At 64.7% G+C, this 12503-nt stretch carries 12 protein-coding genes and 1 pseudogene; 6 read left to right on the forward strand and 7 right to left on the reverse strand.

Annotated elements, in window-relative coordinates; all coding sequences use genetic code 11:
- The first annotated feature begins 147 nt into the window (after nucleotides 1-147).
- Nucleotides 148-642: a hypothetical protein gene (locus tag ACVCNR_RS22925; RefSeq protein ID WP_447076623.1), complete on the forward strand. Its 495-nt coding sequence runs from the start codon at nucleotides 148-150 to the stop codon at nucleotides 640-642.
- A 180-nt stretch (nucleotides 643-822) separates the two neighbouring features.
- Nucleotides 823-1713 (forward strand): class I SAM-dependent methyltransferase, encoded by an 891-nt coding sequence (locus ACVCNR_RS22930; protein ID WP_447076624.1) that lies wholly within the window; start codon nucleotides 823-825, stop codon nucleotides 1711-1713.
- A gap of 433 nt (nucleotides 1714-2146) precedes the next feature.
- On the opposite strand, the gene ACVCNR_RS22935 is transcribed toward ACVCNR_RS22930, so the two are convergent.
- From ACVCNR_RS22935 to ACVCNR_RS22965, 7 genes and pseudogenes are all read right to left on the reverse strand, one after another.
- A complete protein-coding gene (locus ACVCNR_RS22935; RefSeq protein ID WP_447076625.1) occupies nucleotides 2147-3499 on the reverse strand; it encodes a hypothetical protein in 1353 nt (450 codons plus the stop codon).
- Between the two features lie 435 nt (nucleotides 3500-3934).
- Entirely contained in the window at nucleotides 3935-4102 is a 168-nt protein-coding gene (locus tag ACVCNR_RS22940) for a hypothetical protein (protein WP_447076626.1), read from the reverse strand.
- A 7-nt stretch (nucleotides 4103-4109) separates the two neighbouring features.
- Nucleotides 4110-5150, reverse strand: coding sequence for a zinc-dependent alcohol dehydrogenase family protein (locus ACVCNR_RS22945; RefSeq protein WP_447076627.1), 1041 nt, complete (start codon nucleotides 5148-5150; stop codon nucleotides 4110-4112).
- Between the two features lie 158 nt (nucleotides 5151-5308).
- Nucleotides 5309-5443: pseudogene (locus ACVCNR_RS22950) on the reverse strand (ArdC-like ssDNA-binding domain-containing protein); the annotation flags it as partial.
- A 372-nt stretch (nucleotides 5444-5815) separates the two neighbouring features.
- Nucleotides 5816-6508, reverse strand: a complete 693-nt coding sequence (locus ACVCNR_RS22955) for a DUF899 domain-containing protein (RefSeq protein WP_447076698.1) — start codon at nucleotides 6506-6508, stop codon at nucleotides 5816-5818.
- A 605-nt stretch (nucleotides 6509-7113) separates the two neighbouring features.
- Complete coding sequence (locus ACVCNR_RS22960; RefSeq protein ID WP_447076628.1) at nucleotides 7114-7287, reverse strand: hypothetical protein; 174 nt, start codon at nucleotides 7285-7287, stop codon at nucleotides 7114-7116.
- Between the two features lie 640 nt (nucleotides 7288-7927).
- Nucleotides 7928-8473, reverse strand: coding sequence for a cytochrome b (locus ACVCNR_RS22965; protein ID WP_447076629.1), 546 nt, complete (start codon nucleotides 8471-8473; stop codon nucleotides 7928-7930).
- On the opposite strand from ACVCNR_RS22965, the gene ACVCNR_RS22970 reads away from it, so the two are divergent.
- The 4 genes from ACVCNR_RS22970 to ACVCNR_RS22985 are packed head-to-tail and all read left to right on the forward strand — an operon-like array spanning nucleotide 8457 to nucleotide 12503.
- Nucleotides 8457-9335, forward strand: coding sequence for a CDP-alcohol phosphatidyltransferase family protein (locus ACVCNR_RS22970; RefSeq protein WP_447076630.1), 879 nt, complete (start codon nucleotides 8457-8459; stop codon nucleotides 9333-9335). The genes ACVCNR_RS22965 and ACVCNR_RS22970 overlap by 17 nt on opposite strands.
- Nucleotides 9332-10066: an FkbM family methyltransferase gene (locus tag ACVCNR_RS22975; protein WP_447076631.1), complete on the forward strand. Its 735-nt coding sequence runs from the start codon at nucleotides 9332-9334 to the stop codon at nucleotides 10064-10066. The genes ACVCNR_RS22970 and ACVCNR_RS22975 overlap by 4 nt, the downstream gene beginning before the upstream one ends.
- The gene (locus ACVCNR_RS22980) at nucleotides 10063-11685 is read left to right on the forward strand and encodes an alkaline phosphatase family protein (RefSeq protein ID WP_447076632.1); all 1623 of its coding nucleotides are present in this window, start codon (nucleotides 10063-10065) and stop codon (nucleotides 11683-11685) included. Before ACVCNR_RS22975 ends, ACVCNR_RS22980 begins: the two co-directional genes overlap by 4 nt.
- Nucleotides 11682-12503 carry a RibD family protein gene (locus ACVCNR_RS22985; RefSeq protein WP_447076633.1) on the forward strand — a complete coding sequence of 274 codons (822 nt, stop codon included), beginning with the start codon at nucleotides 11682-11684 and terminating at the stop codon, nucleotides 12501-12503. Before ACVCNR_RS22980 ends, ACVCNR_RS22985 begins: the two co-directional genes overlap by 4 nt.

Here is a 12503-nt window from a genome sequence, read left to right on the forward strand (position 1 = left end):
ATGAATCCTTCCCCGTTACATCCGTAACGCAACTGCCCCTAGCTGAAATCACCCGGTAGCCGCGTCTCCGTAAGATCGCCATGTGTCGGCCTGCAACGCGACGTCGGCCAGCCGTAGCCTATTCAACCGAATTGAAGGGAGCCGACAATGGTCCGGTACACCACGCTGGGTGCAGGCCTCGTGCTGTGCGGGTTTCTCAGCCTTGCGATCGTCGGGTCCGTTCAGGGCATGGCTCAATCAACCGACATCGAGCGCGGTCGCTATCTCGTGAAGATCGGCGGATGCAACGACTGCCATACCCCGGGATATCTCACGACTGCGGGCAAGGTGCCGGAAAAAGACTGGCTTGTTGGAGACGCGATTGGATTTAGCGGTCCTTGGGGCACCACCTATCCTTCCAATCTGCGCGGCTTGCTCGCGAAGATGAGCGAGAACGAATGGGTGCGGTATGCCCGCTTGCTGCGGACGCGGCCACCGATGCCGTGGTTCAATCTGCAGGCTTTCGCGGAGGACGACCTGCGCGCGATGCACCGCTATATCCGCTCGCTGCCGAAAGACGATCGCAGTGTTCCCGATTTCGTGCCCCCCGGGCAGCGTCCCTCCACGCCACACATCGTCATGGTACCCCAGGCGCCGGGCTAACGGGGTTGGCCCGCAGGCGTGAGGCACGGCACGCTTTCCATCTCACTCTGACTTGGGCGCAGAGCGCCTCTGTTGCAGCTGTAACCCTCATTGCTCGCCGCTGAAATCGGTAAGTAGCAGACACGTGCGACATTGCCTCAACGAGTTTTCACCAATCGAAGACGAGCAAGGGAGAGAACCATGCAGAAGGCTCTTCTTGACGATAGCCAGCCAAACGGCATCGGGCCCGGATCGCATGACGAGGCTTCCTATGCGCTGGGCTATTCGAAACACGAGCTCAGGCGGCTTGCCTTGCAGGGCGCGTTTATTCGCAATCTCACCGAAGATTTCCTGCGGCGGGCCGGGCTCGCGCGCGGTATGCAGGTGCTCGATCTGGGCAGTGGGGTCGGGGACGTATCGCTGATTGCAGGTCAACTTGTCGGTCCTTCCGGCGCCGTGCTGGGTGTAGACCGTTCGATAGAGGCGATTGAGACTGCGGAAAAGCGGGTGACTGAAGCCGGACAATGCCATTGGGTCAGGTTCGCCGCCGCCGAACTCGATGACTTCGACCCGGACAAGAAGTTCGACGCAATCATCGGCCGCCTCATTCTGATGTACCTGCCGGACCCCGCGACGACGCTGCGGCGGCTCGCCGATCACCTTCGGCCCGGCGGAATCCTGGCGTTTCAGGAGATGGCGATGCCTTCAGTGCGAAGCGTCCCGGACGGATCGGAGTTCCGCCGCTGCAGGCGCTGGATCCTGGAAACCTTCGAGCGCGGCGGCTTCGAGGTGGACATGGGGCCGAAGCTGCATACGGCGTTTCTCGAGGCCGGACTGTCGGCACCGCAGATGATCGCCGCCGGACGCGTCGAAGCCGGTCCGCAATCCTTCGTCTACGAATATGTCGCGGAAACCTTGCGCAGTCTGCTGCCTCTCATGGAGCGACTTGGGATTGCTTCGGCTGAGGAGGTGCAACCCGATACGCTTGCGGATCGATTGCGCGCTGAAGCCACCGGGAATTCAGCCTGCATCATGCCGCCGCCACTCGTGGGCGCTTGGACACGCCTCGAGGTCCCACTGAACGAGAAATGACGAAATGCGTGAGATGACGGGGCAGCTATTCCGTTACTGTTGCGACCGGCACCAGCCCCCAAGCCCGAATTTCCTGTCCGGAACAGACCACCGTTCACCCCTCGCCCTTGCTTGCCGTCGGCCCACTTTCCAGACCAACTCTGACACAGGAAGGTGCATGGGTATGGATGAAGGCGGCCAGGGCCGTAGGCTTCGACGGAACTTCTGCTTCGATGACGACACGACCTGTGGTGTTCAGAATGCACAGCAGACTTCTGCAGCGACACGTCCAATGCAACATAATGCTGGTCCATGATAGGTCTCCCGGGGTTGACCGAAAGCCAAAGCATTTGGCATACGCCGCGGGCGGATTGATGCCGCGCCGATTACCCCATGTCCCAAAACGCTGCGAGTACCTTTCGTCGCTCCGAGTATAGCGCGGGCTGGGTCGCGTTCACGTCGCCCGCGAAGGAACCTCCAACCGTTTGTATGGAAAGATCTCGGTCGTCGGCGGAAACCAGGGTTTCTGGCGCAGCAATCGAACCCCGTCCTCCCAGGCCCGCTTTAGCGGGTAAAGATCGACCACGAAGCGCAACTCGTCCTCGATCCTGGCGATCAACGCATCCGGGCGACCGGCCCGCTCCCATTCGAGGCAGGCATAGGCGAACAGGAGTTCAATGTCGTTCAGGAAAAAGCCGTACCTGCCCCGCAGGTCGCGACGCCTCTTCTCCATCGCCTCCGGCGTGGAGGCCGCCAGCAATCGGTCAAGCAGCGCATCGTGGAACCTCCGCACGCGCTCGACATGCTTCAGATGTCTGAAGATCGCGGCGAGCCGAGCGTCGAGAACCTTGGCCGACTGGTCGAGCCTGAACGGCCAGCCGCCGACAGCGTTGTATCCGTCATCGGCCGCAAGCTCCTTTTCGGGAACCAGCATCCCCACGTTCAGGCGGAAATGCGTATCGGTGATGCAGTCGCCGCCGCCGCCCTGCCAGGCGAGCAGCAGGCCGGACTGCACCCGTATCTCGAAGGTCAGCATGCTCAAATCGTTGCTGTGCTCGAGTACGACGAAGATGCGCGATTCATCGCGCGCGGCCGGCTCGCGGCTGTCGGCGAAGACGAAGCGACGATACTGGCCCTTGGTATCGAGACCCAGATACGCGAGCGGGGCGATCCGGGGCACCCGTTCCGGCAGTGTGAACAGGGGCAGGTCGGCCAGGCCGTCGATCGTCGCCCTTTCCGCTTCGTAGGCGGCGCGGATCGTCGCTTCGTCCGCCTTGGCGTCGGACAGGAAGCGCAAAATGAACCGTCGTTCCAGCCTGTCAGGATCAAGCGGTGCGAGCAGGGTCTTGTTGCTGCTCCACGAAGGCACGCGCATGAAGAAGTCTTTGCGCCAGCGGCTGTGCAACCCGCCTTCCAGCGCGATCGCGCGCATCCTCGGCCCGTCGCCATCGGCCAGCATGCCGTGAAACGTCGCGGGTATCTGGTCGGTCAAGTCAAGTTCGATGATCGCCTTGAGCGCGAGCGCCAGCCAACCTTGCGCGATTTCGACACGGCCGGCTGCGCCGGCGGCCTCCATCATGTCGGCGGCGAGGCGCAACAGAGCCAATGGGCGCGGTGGCGGCTTATTGACATAACCGACAGCGCGGAGTTCGTCGGCAAGCCGGCCGGTCGTGTCGCCCGTGTCGAACCAGGCCTGCACGGAATAGAGCTGACCGATACCGGCAACCTTGTCGTCACGCTCGCCATCGGCCGCCAGCAGCATGCGAACGCTTTCCTCCACCAGGTCTTCAATCTCGTGCATGGACATGGCGCTCTCCTTACCCCGCTTTCAGCTTCCGCGCTGATCGGCCTGCCCTTCGGCAATGGCGTTTCCAGCATTTGCACTTGCCGGTCGGTCATTTCCTGCGTGCCACCGCACCTGGGGCATACCGGTTCGCCGATCCAGATCGTATGACTATCATAGCCATATTGCGGTCGCTCCTATGAAGACTTTGAGCGCGGGATGGACCGTGACCGCGAGGTCGACCACCACGTCGATCCGGCCGAGAAGTCCCGTCTGCTGGAGCTTTCACTCCGTGTGTGGTGACGCCGTTGGTCACGATTGCGCGCGGCAGCTTGCGCCTGTCGAGAGCGTCGAGGAAGTCGTGAACGCCCGGCATCAGCAGGATGCCTTCCTCCATCCGCGTGTGGAAGGCCGCGTCGACAGCCCCCGCCTCGATCTCCGTTCCCAGCTCCAGGCCGATCAGCTGGGATATTCCGCCTGCGGGACGTCGACGAGCCGGTTGAAGAAGGACGGGTCCAGCTCGTGGCCGAGGCCGCGAAGCGCGCCGGGCGCGATCTTCATCTGGAGCTGTTCGGTGTCCAGCAGCCCATCCATGTCGAGGACGACGCCGGAGCAATCGATCGTCATGATTGCCTCAGAACCTTGTAATGACGGTGACCCCGGCGCCCTGGAATTTGTCCATGGCCATCAGCACATCGATCGACTCCTCCAGGCCGATCTTCTGCCTGACCAGACGCTCCGGCCTCAGCTTGCCGGCGAGGATCATCGGCATCATCACGTCGTAGCGATGCGCCTGCATCCCGTGGCTGCCGAGGATTTCGAGCTCATGCGCCACGATCCGGCTCATCGGCACGATAGGCGTGCTGTGGTCGGCCAGCATCAGCCCCACCTGCACATGCTTGCCGCGCCGGCGCAATCCGAGGATCGAATTGAAGCAGGTCTCCGGATGCCCGAGCGCGTCTAGTGAGACATGGACGCCGCCCTTGCTCGCCTCTATCACGGCCTCGGACACATTGGCGACGGATCGGGCATTGATCGTGATAGCCGCGCCGAGGCTTCGCGCCAGCGCCAGCTTGTCGTCGGCGATGTCGACCGCGACGACGTTGGCGCCGAGCGCATCGGCAATCATGATCGCGGCGAGGCCCACCCCGCCGCAGCCGTGGACCGCCACCCATTGACCCGCCGCAACCTTGCCTTGATCGACGACGGCCCGGAAAGAGGTCACGAAACGGCAGCCCAGCGAAGCAGCGGTTGCGAAACTGACGCTTTCGGGCAGCGCGACCAAGTTCAGGTCCGCCTTGTGGATCGAGACATATTCAGCGAACGATCCCCAATGAGTGAAGCCGGGCTGGAACTGGTGGTGGCAGACCTGTTGATGGCCGGCATGGCACTCCGGACAGTCCCCGCACCCGCCTACGAAGGGTACCGTCACCCGGTCGCCCACCTTCCATTTCGTGACGTCCTTGCCAATCGCCTGGATCACGCCGGCCAGTTCATGGCCTGGCACATGCGGCAGCTCGATATCGGCGTCATGGCCGACCCAGCCGTGCCAGTCGCTACGGCAGACGCCCGTCGCCTCGACCTTCAGGACCACCCCGTGGGGCTCCGGCGAAGGATCGGGCACACGGACCAGCTTCGGGCGTTCGTTGAAGGCTTCAAACATCACGGCTTTCATGTACTTCCTCACGGACGGTGGGTTTTGGATTTTGCGCTGAACCAGATCACTATCTCATAGAGAGCCTTGCCGTCGGCACCAACAACATCATCCTGGAAGCAGCACCACCGCTTTCAGCTCCGACTACGCTGACAGTTGGATGCTGTGGGACAGCGGGTTGTGACGCGGCCACCGGCATTGCCCCCGCTCCATGGCTGGACCCATGGGCGGACGCCCTTTTCGAGATCGGCGACGATGCGTTCGGTGATGCGGGTATAGGCGTCGGCGCGCGAGCCGGATTTCCTGTCGGTCATTTTCCTGTCCTCCGTTTCAGAGCCGCGCCCGTCGCGGAGGTCCACAGCCGAGGCAATCAGGAGGGACCGCGCACCGACCAGGCCCGTCGCACAGCGACGGGCGAGAAGAACCGGAACGAAGTGGAGGACGGCGAAGCCGTTGCGCGGACCGGCGGTCCCGGCAGGATCGCCATCCGGGACGGCCGCAAGCGCAGCCCCTCTCCTACCTTCTCTTCCTGCCTCCTAGGGAGCGGCGCCGCGGATACGGGCAGCCCAAAGTGCAAGGCCACGCCTCTTCCGTTGGTTGGGTCAACCAAGGGTCGCTATCTGCATGCAGGGCCCCTTACATTCAAGGATGAAGTCGTATCTCTTTGTGATCACGGCGGCGCATGCTTAATGCTCGCTGTATGCGTCGTGATAGTTCCACCACCGGTACGGGGGCGTTTGCGGGTATCCGCTCGGCGAGTCCTCCCATTCCTCCTGGCGTCCGAGCGCAGTGATGTCGAGGTAGCTCCATGTACTCCCCATAGCCTCGTCGCCGCGATTGTTGACGAAGTAGGTGCGGAAGATCCTTTCGCCCTCGCGGATGAAGGCGTTGGTCCCGTGCATCTCGCGGACACCGAAGTCCGCATCAAAGTCATCGATGATCGTGTACCAAGGGATCTCCGCCCATCCCATCCGTTTCTTAAGGCCTCGGATCTCGGCCTGGGGGGCGCGCGAGACGAACGCAAGCGTGGTGTCGCGAGCATTCAGATGGGCCGGATGCGCGACCTGATCGGCGAGGAAAGAACAGCCGGCACAGCCACGTTTCGGGTACCTGCCGCCTTCTGCATAAGAATTCGTGACTTCGAGCCCGTAGAAGAAGCGATAGACGATTAGCTGCCTGCGCTTCTCGAACAGGTCGAGAAGGTTGACCATCCCGTTCGGGCCCTCAAATCGGTAATCCTTCTCAACAGCCATCCACGGCATCCGGCGCCGCTCGGCCGCCATCGCGTCGCGGGCCCGCGTGAGTTCCTTCTCCTTCACGAGCAGCTCCTCGCGCGCGTTCTCCCACTCCTGCGCCGAGACGATCGGTGGCGTCTTCATCTTCATCATCCTTCCTTCAAGTGATCGTCACAAGCCCGTACGAACGTCGATGTCGTCCCCCAGTTGATCCTGCTGTCCATTCCGATTGCATTATACAATCAGTATGCATGAGTTTATTCTGATTGCAATATGCAATCAGAATGGACGGGCTAAGGTCATGAAAGTGCGATCCAACTGCCCGATCAATCTGGCCACCGAGGCTCTCAGCGACTCCTGGAGTCTAGTCGAGACCTTCATGCAGCTACGGCTCAATGCTTTCGCGAAACTGCTTCAGCATCAGAATTTGCGACCCTCGCAAGCCCGCCTAGCGACATCGATTTTACCTGCAGCAGCGGCACGGTGCCTGTCGCGACAGCAATCGAACACAACCTCTTCCAGTTCATGCTTTTCCTTTGTCTTGCCAGCACGCCCTTGGTGGCCCTTTCCTTCTTCCTTCCCCGCACCTCGCGCAGCCCCTTCGGACGCCGCGAAGAGCAAAGGCGGCAAGGGCGCGGCTGGCACAACTGAGGGAAATGTGAGTGCGCGCCCGGCCCCTGCCAGCCGCGGCACAGCTTCCCTTGCCGCCGTAGCTCGCAAGCGGCACCTCCGGAAGGAAAACGGCCGGCTTAGAGAGCCGGCCCGCTTTCAAAGGGGTCGTATTCCGCGAGCGCTTCGATCTCGTCGTCGTCGAGTCCCGCGCTCGGCAAGACGCCAAGACCCCCGTCTGTACGGAACAGCGTGACCGGCGTCATGACGGTGTGGGCCAGCTGGTATGCGTGGTCTTGGGCGAGGAAGCTCATGATAAGGCCGCGCGGCAATACATCTGTGGGCCGCCGAGAGACATGCTGACCAAAGAGTTCGCGACCGTCGAAGAGGTGGTCGGCGGCCCGGTCATTTTTCGCTGGGCTTCGGCTTTGACCTTTACCGCCACAAGGAAGCGCGCAACATCCTGGTGCTTGGCTACGCGAGTGTCTTTGAAGCTGCAGGCAGTTATGTGCAGGCAGCGGTACGCATCGAAGGCCGTGCGCGTCCCGATTCCATCCGGGTCCTCCTGACTTTGTGTTCTCATCTGCTGTTAGCGACGCTACCGCTATGGGGCGGCCATACGAATGAAATCGCAATGGTCGCCCGGCCCAGGGGTCAAAGTTCCGGATATCGCGCTCGCTGAGGATGGCGGCTGGGTCGTTCAAGGCTCCGCCAGATAAGCGGCGATCAGCGCGACGGCACCTGTTTTATGACGTCAAGCAGCGCGGCAGGAAGAGGTCGCATGACGCGGAGGCGCCAACCAATCTCCTTACCGTGCTCGCATGTGAGCGGCAGCATCACTCGCCCGGCAGCCCTGCTTCACCGCACCCATCGCAAGGCCAAGGGCGGAAAGTGCGCACGCCGAAGTTCACTCACCCCCTTGTCGCATGGCTATCGCCGATCCGCATGAATAACTCAGGCTGAGTCCCGCGCGGGCTTCACCGGCGGCCACATGCGCGAGAAGACGCCATCCTTCAGCAAGACGCCATGATAGACGGCCGCACCGACATGCAGGGCAACGAGCGCGGCCAGCGTGTATTTGGCGGTCGCGTGGATGGACTTGGCCGTCTCGGCCAGAGCCTCGTTCTTCTCCAGCAGTGGGGGAATGCCGAGCACGTCGAGGATGTCGATGGGGAAGGCGCCGGCCGTGACTCGGACATAGCCGCTGACGGTCATGACCACGATCAAGACATAGAGGCCGAGATGGGTCGCGTAGGCAGCGATGCGCTGTAGCTTCGGCACAGAGGCCGGCAACGGCGGGGCCGGATGCGTCAGCCGCCATACGATGCGCAATGCGATCAGCAGGAGAAGAATTACGCCGGTCGACTTGTGAAAGACGAAGAGCAGGTCCTGAAGCGGCCGGTCGATCCCCATGGTCATCACGTTGCCGACGACGAACATGGCGATCACGAGCACGGCCATGATCCAGTGCAGGAGGCGGGCGGTGGTTCCGAACGTCATGACGATCTCCACAGCGAACGAAACTGCAGCATGGACCTCCTTCGCGCGGTTGGAAAGCGTTCACTTTCGCGTGATTATCTTGCCAGCCGCGCAGGCTCCTCCATACTTTGCCGGCATGAGGAACCTGTCCATGCCGGGCCCTCCATCCGCTGACATACGCCTGCCGGGCTGCATTCATCGCACGGCGCGTATCGCCGTCTGCGTAGCGGCCGCCGCGCTAGCGTCGGTACTGACGCTGGCGGGGTCGGACATCGCCCCCGCCACGATCGCAATCCTGCTGTTCGCGGGAATCGCCTCGGTGATCCTTCACCGAGTCGAGGCCTACCATCCCTTTCCGGAGTTCGGTCCGGCTAACCTGATCACGCTGGCGCGTGCCGCACTCGCCTGCCTGCTCGCGGCGATCGTGACGACCGGATCGCTGGCACTGTGGCTGATCGCCTTCCCGTTGGCGCTCGCGGCCCTTGCGCTCGACGGCGTCGATGGCTGGGCGGCGCGGCGCACCGCGATGGCGTCGCGCTTCGGCGCGCGTTTCGATATGGAGATCGACGCGTTGCTGATCCTCGTCCTGTCCGCGGCCGCCTGGGTAGGCGGCAAGGCCGGCGCGTGGGTGCTGCTGCTCGGCCTGATGCGATATGCCTTCCTCGCCGCCTCGCTTGCCTGGCCTGCGCTCGGCGCGGACCTGCCTGCCTCGACCCGGCGCAAGGCCATCTGCGTGGTGCAGGTCGCCGTGCTGGCGCTGCTCCTGCTGCCGGCTATCGCGCCGCCGCTCTCGACGGGGCTGGCGCTCGGCGCGCTCGGGGCGCTCTCATGGTCTTTCGCAGTGGATGTGATCGCGCTGCTACGCCGGGCGAAGGCCGCATGACCGGCTTGGCGACCACGCTGGGCCTTGCCCGATCGCTCGCGATCTACCGGGCGCGGCCGTGGCGGATCGGCCGGCTGGCCACCTTCTACCGGCAGTTCCTAAGCCCCGGCGACATCGCCTTCGACATCGGCGCCCATGTCGGCAACCGTGCGCTGGCGATGGCGCGGGCAGGCGCGCATGTGGTCGCGCTGGAGCCGCAGGCGCCGTTCCATGCCTTCCTCGTCCGGACCATGCCGAGCGCGGTGACGGTGCTGCCGCTGGCGGCCGGCCCCGTGGAGGGCGAGGGCAGCATGGCGGTGTCGCGGCGGCATCCGACCGTGTCGTCGCTTGCGCCGGGCTTCGGCGCGGCGATGGCGAGACGCGACGCGAGCTTCCGTAACGTGGTCTGGGATGGCGAGCAGTTGGTAAGGGTTACGACACTCGACGCGCTCCGCAAGGTCCATGGCAATCCCGCCTTCGTGAAGATCGACGTGGAAGGCTACGAGGCCGACGTGCTAGCCGGGCTGAGCCATCCGGTGCCGGCGCTGGCGTTCGAACACCTGCCAGCAGCGGCTAACGTGACGCGCGCCTGCGTCAGCCGCCTGTCGCGGCTCGGCCCATATCGCTTCAATCTTGTCTCCGGCGAAAGACCGGCTTTCCTGTTACCGGCCTGGGTAGAGGGCGCGACGATTCTCGACGCCGCAGCCCGTTCGGGCCGTGCCGGCGACATCTACGCGCGGCTTGAACCATGAGGACGGCGCAGCGGAGCTCGCTTGCTGCGATTGCCGCGCTGGCGCTCCTGTATCTCGCACTCGTTGCGCCCAACCATCCGGATGCGGCGACATGGGCAGCGCTGCGACATATCCCGCTCGAGCTGCCGTTGGTCATGACGCTTCTGCTCGCCGTCGGGGCGTGGCCGGCGGCACGGTGGCCGGCGCGAGCGATCGTCACGCTCCTGATCGTGATCGCGTTGCTACTGAAGGCGGCGGACCTCGCGCTGTTCGAGGCGCTCGCACGGCCCTTCAACCTCGCCTACGACCTGCCGCTGCTGCATGCAGCCTGGATGCTGCTCGCCGGATCGAGCGGCACGGTTCCGGCGGCGCTCTATCTGACGGCGGCCGTCCTGGTGCTGGCGCTGCTGTCGTTTGTGATCTGGCACGCCACCGGCGTGCTCCTCCGCCACGCGTCGGAGCGGCCGCACACAGTCTCCATACTGACGGCCGCGATCGCGGTCGCGACCACCGCCGCGTGGTGGGCGGGCGCGGCCTCGCCCTTCTCGACCCGGCTGATCGCGGGCCACGCATCGGCGGCGATGCGCGCGATGCAGGACGTCGCGGCGCTCGAGGCTGAGGCGGCACAGGACCCGGTGCTGGCCTCCGTGCCTAGCCCCCTCTCCGGCCTTGCCGGCACAGACATCGTCCTCGTCTTCGTCGAATCCTACGGCCGCTCGACGCTCGACAGCCCGCTCTATGCCGGAACGACCAACGCCGCCTTGCGCGACGTGGAGCGCGAACTCGGCGCGCTGGGCTATGCGATGCGCTCCGCCTGGCTGACCTCGCCGACCATGGGTGGCCAGAGCTGGCTGGCGCACGGGACGCTGCTCTCCGGCCTCTGGATCGACGGGCAGGGCCGCTACGATGCGCTGATGCGCAGCCAGCGGAAGTCACTCAATCGGGTGGCGGCTGAGGCCGGCTGGCGCAACGTCGGCGTGATGCCGGCGATCGTCATGCCCTGGCCGGAGGCGGCGTGGTTCGGCTACGACACGGTGCTGGCCGCGAAGGATCTCGGCTATCGCGGCAAGCCGTTCAACTGGGTGACCATGCCCGACCAATACACGCTCTCGGCCTTTGAGCGGCTGGAACTCGGCCCTGGCCGCAACAGGCCGGTATTCGCCGAGATCGCGCTGATCTCCTCGCACGCGCCCTGGACGCCAATCCCGTCGCTCGTACCGTGGGAGGCGGTCGGCTACGGCACGGTCTTCGACGCGCAGGCGGCCTCCGGCGACACGCCCGAGCAGGTCTGGGCCGATCCCGACCGCGTGCGCAACCAGTTCCGGCGGTCGATCGACTATGCGCTGCGCGCGGTCGGCTCTTTCGCCGCGCGGCATGGCGAGACCAAGCCGCTCTTCGTGATCCTCGGCGATCACCAGCCGGCGGTCTTCGTCTCGGGCTCCGACACGAACCGCGACGTGCCGATCCACCTGTTCGGCCCCCCCGAGGCGGTGGCGAGGTTCGACGCGTGGGGCTGGACGCACGGGCTGGTCCCGGCGCATGACACGCCGGTCTGGCGGATGGACGCGTTCCGCGCGCGTTTCATCGAAGCCGTCTCCAGAATGGAACCGCAGCCGCAGTCGGGCGTAGTGCGTTCATGAACCAGCACGAACTGATCCAGCCTGGCCTTGCCGACCTGCCTCTGGCGCGAGCCGATGTCACGGAGCGGGTCTGGGCCGCGTTGCTGGCTTGCGCCGATGGTGAAGCCGGGGTGCAAGCCGAGCCAGGCTGGAGCGCGGAGGAACGGGCGGCTGCCGCGCTTTACGGACCGCTGCTCGGTCGCGGTGCAGGGCGCCCCTATATCGTCGCGCAGGTGGGCCAGTCGCTCGACGGCCGCATCGCGACGCCGGACGGTGACGCGCAGCACGTTTCCGGCCGCGACGGGATCGCCCATCTGCATCGCTGCCGTGCGCTCGCCGACGCGGTGGTTATCGGCGTCGGCACGGCCGTAGCCGACGATCCACGCCTCACTGTCAGGCTCGCGGCGGGCCGGAGCCCGGCACGCATCGTGATCGACCCGTCGGGGCGGCTGGGAAACGATGCCGTTGTCTTCCGCGATGACGGCTGCCGGCGTATCGTCGTGCAGGCCTGCGGGCGACGACAGTCGGCTGGCGTGGAGGTTGTCGAACTGCCCTTGCGCGGGAACATGCTCGACCCGTGCGAAATCGCCGGAGCGCTGGACGGGCTCGGGTTCCGGCGCGTGCTGATCGAGGGTGGCGGCACGACCATCGGCCGCTTCCTGGATGCGGAGCTCGTGGATCGCCTTCATATCGGCATCGCGCCGCTGATCATCGGTGCAGGACCATCCGGCCTCAACGCCATGCCGCCGCCGCGGCTCATCGAGGCAAGGCGGCCGAAGGCGCACGTCTACGGGCTCGGAACTGACCTCATCGTGGACTGCGCATTCGGCGGCGCCTAA

This window comes from Aquamicrobium terrae (assembly GCF_052978165.1).

Bases quoted from the DNA above. Each gene is read 5' to 3' on its own strand.
- ACVCNR_RS22925 (WP_447076623.1), top strand. From the start codon at position 148: ATGGTCCGGTACACCACGCTGGGTGCAGGCCTCGTGCTGTGCGGGTTT.
- ACVCNR_RS22930 (WP_447076624.1), top strand. From the start codon at position 823: ATGCAGAAGGCTCTTCTTGACGATAGCCAGCCAAACGGCATCGGGCCC.
- ACVCNR_RS22935 (WP_447076625.1), bottom strand. From the start codon at position 3,499: ATGTCCATGCACGAGATTGAAGACCTGGTGGAGGAAAGCGTTCGCATG.
- ACVCNR_RS22940 (WP_447076626.1), bottom strand. From the start codon at position 4,102: ATGACGATCGATTGCTCCGGCGTCGTCCTCGACATGGATGGGCTGCTG.
- ACVCNR_RS22945 (WP_447076627.1), bottom strand. From the start codon at position 5,150: ATGAAAGCCGTGATGTTTGAAGCCTTCAACGAACGCCCGAAGCTGGTC.
- ACVCNR_RS22955 (WP_447076698.1), bottom strand. From the start codon at position 6,508: ATGAAGACGCCACCGATCGTCTCGGCGCAGGAGTGGGAGAACGCGCGC.
- ACVCNR_RS22960 (WP_447076628.1), bottom strand. From the start codon at position 7,287: ATGAGCTTCCTCGCCCAAGACCACGCATACCAGCTGGCCCACACCGTC.
- ACVCNR_RS22965 (WP_447076629.1), bottom strand. From the start codon at position 8,473: ATGACGTTCGGAACCACCGCCCGCCTCCTGCACTGGATCATGGCCGTG.
- ACVCNR_RS22975 (WP_447076631.1), top strand. From the start codon at position 9,332: ATGACCGGCTTGGCGACCACGCTGGGCCTTGCCCGATCGCTCGCGATC.
- ACVCNR_RS22980 (WP_447076632.1), top strand. From the start codon at position 10,063: ATGAGGACGGCGCAGCGGAGCTCGCTTGCTGCGATTGCCGCGCTGGCG.
- ACVCNR_RS22985 (WP_447076633.1), top strand. From the start codon at position 11,682: ATGAACCAGCACGAACTGATCCAGCCTGGCCTTGCCGACCTGCCTCTG.